The organism is Luteibacter sp., assembly GCF_051958795.1.
Taxonomy (GTDB): domain Bacteria; phylum Pseudomonadota; class Gammaproteobacteria; order Xanthomonadales; family Rhodanobacteraceae; genus Luteibacter.
Genome location: NZ_JBQCFT010000090.1, coordinates 1 through 5,267 on the forward strand (window position 1 = coordinate 1; position 5,267 = coordinate 5,267).

Annotated in this window: 5 protein-coding genes; 2 read left to right on the forward strand and 3 right to left on the reverse strand. The window is 66.5% G+C overall.

The genetic code is table 11. From position 1 onward, the window contains the following. A partial coding sequence (locus ACTHLF_RS04810) for an alpha/beta hydrolase (RefSeq protein ID WP_440325335.1) occupies nt 1-706 on the reverse strand: 706 nt, incomplete at its 3' end. A 39-nt stretch (nt 707-745) separates the two neighbouring features. Between ACTHLF_RS04810 and prmC the strand changes: the two genes are divergently transcribed. Next, the gene (gene prmC / locus ACTHLF_RS04815) at nt 746-1,567 is read left to right on the forward strand and encodes a peptide chain release factor N(5)-glutamine methyltransferase (RefSeq protein ID WP_440325336.1); all 822 of its coding nucleotides are present in this window, start codon (nt 746-748) and stop codon (nt 1,565-1,567) included. Here prmC and dxs read toward each other — a convergent pair. Continuing rightward, the gene (dxs, locus tag ACTHLF_RS04820; RefSeq protein WP_440325337.1) at nt 1,554-3,449 is read right to left on the reverse strand and encodes a 1-deoxy-D-xylulose-5-phosphate synthase; all 1,896 of its coding nucleotides are present in this window, start codon (nt 3,447-3,449) and stop codon (nt 1,554-1,556) included. The genes prmC and dxs overlap by 14 nt on opposite strands. 78 nt (nt 3,450-3,527) lie before the next feature. Then, nucleotides 3,528-4,130, reverse strand: a complete 603-nt coding sequence (locus tag ACTHLF_RS04825; protein WP_247429317.1) for an HNH endonuclease — start codon at nt 4,128-4,130, stop codon at nt 3,528-3,530. Between the two features lie 268 nt (nt 4,131-4,398). Between ACTHLF_RS04825 and ACTHLF_RS04830 the strand changes: the two genes are divergently transcribed. Further along, nucleotides 4,399-5,160, forward strand: coding sequence for a SapC family protein (locus ACTHLF_RS04830; RefSeq protein WP_440325338.1), 762 nt, complete (start codon nt 4,399-4,401; stop codon nt 5,158-5,160). Nucleotides 5,161-5,267 lie beyond the last annotated feature (107 nt).

Sequence of the window (5,267 nt, forward strand, 5' to 3'; positions counted from 1 at the left end):
GGGCCGCCATGGATAGCGCTTCAGAAGGATACACCTCGGTGTCCTTCTCACCCTGGAGGAGCAGGGCGGGTGGCTCGTCGCCATCCACGAAGTTCACCGGCTGGGACGCCGCTTGCTCCGCGGACGACGTGCCGAACATGCCCAGGTAATCCGCGTCGTCGTCGATGGGAAGGAAGTCGTATGCGCCGGCCATGCCGATCCAGCCGGCGAGGTCGCGCGGCTTCATGCCGACCTTGCCTAGCCACCGGGCATCGGTGGCCAGCATCGCGGCGACGTGCCCACCGGACGAGTGGCCCATGAGGAACAGATCGCCAGGTGAACCCCCGAACTCCCCGATGTGTTCGTGCACCCAGCCCACCACATTGGCAGCGTCGGACAGGAACCCGGCCATGGGTACGGCCGGCCACAACCGGTAGTCCGGGATGACGGCGACGACACCGTTCTTCGCCAGCGCCTCGCCCATCCAGCGATCCCACTGGCGCTTGCCTTGCTGCCAGTCCCCACCGAAGAAGTAGATGACCACAGGGGCGTGGTCGGCCTTCGGCGGGGCGTATACGTCCAGGGCCAGGCGATGCGCAGGGTCGTAGACCAGCCCCTCGTGCGCCACGACGCCCGCGCCCGACTCGGTGGCATTGATGCCCGCGAAGAACGTGGCATGGCAGGCCGTCAGGCAGAGCAGGGCGGTGACGAGGAGGAAGGCGCGCATCGCGGCATTGTAGGTGCGCCCGCCCGCTAGAATGCGCCCATGACCGATATCCGCACGATCCTGCGCTCCGCCAGCCACGCCCTGGGCGATCGCCTCGAGGCAGAGCTGCTCCTGGCGCACACCCTGGGTGTGAACCGGGCCTGGTTCTTTGCCCACGCGGATGACGCTCTCCCGGCAGGTGAAGAAACACGCTTCGCGGAATTCGTCGCGCGCCGGGTGAAAGGGGAACCGGTCGCCTACATTACCGGCCGCCGCGACTTCTGGTCGCTTCCGCTGGAGGTCACGCCCGCCACGCTTATTCCGCGGCCGGAAACCGAACTGCTGGTCGAACTGGCGCTGGCGCGGTTACCTGAAGGCGGGCGCCTGCTCGATCTTGGCACGGGCAGCGGGGCCATCGCCCTCGCTATCGCGAAGGAGCGCCCGGATGCCACCGTGCATGCGCTGGACGCCAGCGAAGCGGCGCTCGTGGTGGCGCAACGCAACGCACGCGCGCTTGGCCTGCGCGTCAGCTTCTTCCATGGCGACTGGTTCGCGCCCGTGGCTGGCGAACGCTACGACATCGTCGTGAGCAATCCGCCGTACATCGAAGACGCTGACGAACACCTGGAAAAAGGCGACCTGCGTTTCGAGCCACGCTCGGCCTTGTCATCAGGTACTGACGGTCTCGACGACATCCGACGCATCGTCACGGGCGCGCCAGCACATCTCACGAGCGAAGGCTGGCTGCTTTTCGAGCACGGATACAACCAGGGCGCGGTTTCCCGCGCCCTGTTCGATGTTTCGCCATGGAAGGAGTCTTTTACCGCGCGCGATCTCGAAGATCGCGATCGCGTGACCGGCGCGCAATTCAGCCCGCGCTAGCCACCGGCGTCGCCACATACTGCGGGAAGCGCCCGCGAATCGCCGCGCGGATCTGCGGCAGGTCCAGACCTGCCATCGTCAGCACTTCCTCGCGGCTGCCATGCTCGAGGTATTCATCGGGCAGGCCCAGGTGGAAGATGGGCACGGTGACGCCCTTCGATGCGAGGAACTCGGCGACACCCGCGCCCGCGCCACCGGCGACCGCGTTGTCTTCGATCGTCACCAGCGCTTCGTGCGTGCGTGCCATCTCGAGGATGAGCTCTTCATCCAGCGGCTTCACGAAACGCATGTTCACCAGCGTCGCGTCGACTTCCGCGGCGATGACCGCGGCCGGTGCGAGCATCGTGCCGAACGAAAGGATCGCGAGGCCATGGTGGCCGCGGCGGCGCACTTCACCCTTGCCGATCGGCAGCGTTTCCAGGCCCTCGGAGATCTTCGCCCCCGGGCCGGTGCCACGCGGATAGCGGATGGCGGCCGGGCCGTTGTAGGCGTAACCCGTGCTCAGCATCATCCGGCATTCGTTCTCATCGGCCGGCGCCATCACCACCATGTTCGGCAGGATGCGCAGGAACGACATGTCGAAGCTGCCGCAATGCGTGGCGCCATCCGGGCCGACGACACCCGCGCGATCGATCGCGTAGGTCACGTCGAGGTTCTGCAGGGCTACGTCGTGGATGGCCTGGTCGTAAGCGCGCTGCAGGAAGGTCGAGTAAATCGCGACGACCGGCTTCGCCCCTTCGGCCGCCATGCCGGCGGCAAGCGTCACCGCGTGCTGCTCGGCGATCGCCACGTCGAAATAGCGCTGCGGGTATTCCTTCGAGAAGCGCACCAGGCCCGAGCCCTCGCGCATCGCGGGGGTGATGCCGAGCAGTCGCTCGTCGGCGGCGGCCTGGTCGCAGAGCCAGTCGCTGAAGATGTCGGTATAGGTCGGCTTGGCCGGCGCACCCTTCTTCACGAGGCCGGCGACCGGATCGAACGGACCCACCGCGTGGTATTCGATCTGCGCCTTTTCGGCAGGTTCGTAGCCCTTGCCCTTCGTCGTCATGACATGGAGCAGCTGCGGACCCGGCAGGTCCTTCACCGTTTCCAGGGCCTGCACGAGCTGGCCGATGTTGTGGCCATCGATCGGGCCGGTGTAGTGGAAGCCCAGTTCCTCGAACAGGGTGGACGGCACGAACATGCCCTTGGCGTGTTCCTCCCAGCGCTTGAAGAAGCGGCCGAAGAAGGATTCGCGCGGCATGGCCTTCTTGGCCCGCTCGCGCCACGCGTTGAGCGTGCGGCTGGACATGGCGCGGGCCGCCATCTTGGTCATGGCGCCCACGTTCTCGCTGATCGACATGCCGTTGTCGTTGAGGATCACCAGCATGTTCGGCTCGACATCGCCGCCGTGGTTCATGGCCTCGAAGGCCATGCCGGCGGTGAAGGCGCCATCGCCGATGACGGCGACGACCTTGCGGTTATCGCCACGGCGCTGCAGGGCAATAGCCATGCCGAGCGCGGCCGAGATCGAGGTGGAGGAGTGGCCGACGCCGAAGGTGTCGTACTCGCTCTCATCGCGGCGCGGGAAGGGGGCCAGGCCGTCCTTCCTCTTGATCGTGGTGATCCGGTCGCGGCGGCCGGTGAGAATCTTGTGCGGATAGCACTGGTGGCCGACATCCCAGACCAGGCGGTCCTTCGGGGTCTCGAACACGTGGTGCAGGGCCACGGTGAGCTCCAGTACGCCCAGGCCCGAGCTGAAATGGCCGCCCGACGAGGCCACGGCCTCGATCAGGTAACGGCGCAGCTCGTCGGCAATGGCCGGCAGCTCCTCCGCCGGGAAGCGGCGAAGATCCTCCGGCGATTCGATCTGCGCCAGATAGGGGTAACGGGAGAGGTCGTTCATACCCCGTATTGTTCGCCCAAGGCGGGGCTGGGGCAAGGGACGGGGTGTGAATCCTTGCGGGCAAAAGCCGGGCAGGGTTCAGCCCGGCCGGCGATCCCGCGGCAGGTGGCTCACCAGGAACTCCATCTGGTCGGCCAGGATGTTGCGGTTGGAGAGGATCAGGTGCTCGACCCAGCTGGGCCGGTAGGGCACCGCGAGCAGCGGCATGTTGGCCTGCTGGGGCGTCCGGTTGCTCTTGCGCAGGTTGCAGGCCAGGCAGGCGCTGACCACGTTCTCCCATTCATCCGCGCCCCGCTTGGAGAGGGGGACGACGTGGTCACGGGTGAGTTCGTGGCGGGTGTACTGGTGGCCGCAATACAGGCAGATGTGCCGGTCGCGGGCGAACAGGGCGGTGTTGGTCAGGGCCGGGGCCGGGTCGATCGCGTGGTCCCGGCAGTGCCCGGTACTGGCCACGATGGGGTGCAGTTCCAGGCTGCTGCGCAGGCCGGAGGCCCGGCTGATGCCGCCGCGGACGGTGACGCAGGGATCGCCAAGGGTCCAGGCGACCACGCCGCGGACATAGAGGCAGACCGCGTCCTGCCAGCTGATCCAGTCCAGGATGCGCCCTGAAGCGTCGAGGGAAAGGACCCGGGTGGCGTGCAATGCCGCCACCTTCGGGAGGTCCTCTTGGAGCACTTCCATCGTCATCTAGTCTCGTCCTTCACGTGCGCGAAAGAGCGTTCCAGCAAGCCGAACTCCGTGCGGGCCGGTCTCCGGCCCGGCCCCACAAGGGGCGTTGGCCCGAGCATACCCCACAATTACGACAGAAAAGCATCGCCCCGGTACGCTTCTTGCGGGGCTTTTCCTGCCACGCGCCGCTGATATAGTGGGCGTTCGATACGAGCCCGCGGGGTTTGGAAGGGGGGCCGGGGTGGCTTCCCAGGCCAGGCGGGTCCTAGAGGGAATGAAAGTGGCAGAAGTGCTTTTCTACGAGCGTCCGGTTGCGCTCAACCGTACCGCCCACCGCGACCTTCGCCTGAAGGCCGTGAACAACATCAACTTCGCCGCCAAGGCCCACTCCGTGCCGCTCACCGGCGTCGAGTTCGCCCCGGCCGCGCGCGATTTCCCGATCCTCTTCGCTGGCAACAGCATCGAAGACGCGGGCCCGATGGCGCTGCTCGGCCTGCGCCAGGGTGAAAACCTGCTGGTCGGCGAGAACGGCTTCTGGGAAACCGGCATCTACATCCCGGCTTTCGTGCGCCGCTACCCGTTCGTGCTGGCCGAGAAGCCGGCCGGCACCGAGGGCGACGACTTCACCGTGTTCCTCGACGAGGCCTACGAAGGCTTCAACCAGACCGAAGGCGAGCGCCTCTTCAATGAAGACGGCACCGACGCCCCGGCCCTGACCAACGCCGTGAACTTCCTGGGCGAGTTCCAGGACCACGTCGCCCGCACCCAGTGGTTCATGGGCAAGCTGCGCGAGCACGACCTGCTCGAGCCGCGCACCATCACCCTGCAGAAGGAAGGCCGCGGCATCAACCTCAACGGCCTGTTCGTGATCAACGAAGAGAAGCTGCGCAACCTCAGCGCCGAAGTTGCGCACGAGTTCCTGCGCGAAGGCGCCTTCGGCTGGATCTACGCGCACCTGGTGTCGCTGTCGAACATCGACCGCATGGCCGCACGCCTCGACAAGCGCGAGACCGTGGAAGACGGCGCGAAGGCCAACGCCTGATACATCGCGTTCTTCAGTGTGAAACAAAAAGGCCGCCCCATGGGCGGCCTTTTTTTACGCCAACCGTTGTGGGAGCGCGCTTGCGCGCGATGGGTCTTGCGGCAGAC

Coding starts and splice junctions, on each gene's coding strand:
- prmC (WP_440325336.1), top strand. CDS start 746: ATGACCGATATCCGCACGATCCTGCGCTCCGCCAGCCACGCCCTGGGC.
- dxs (WP_440325337.1), bottom strand. CDS start 3,449: ATGAACGACCTCTCCCGTTACCCCTATCTGGCGCAGATCGAATCGCCG.
- ACTHLF_RS04825 (WP_247429317.1), bottom strand. CDS start 4,130: ATGGAAGTGCTCCAAGAGGACCTCCCGAAGGTGGCGGCATTGCACGCC.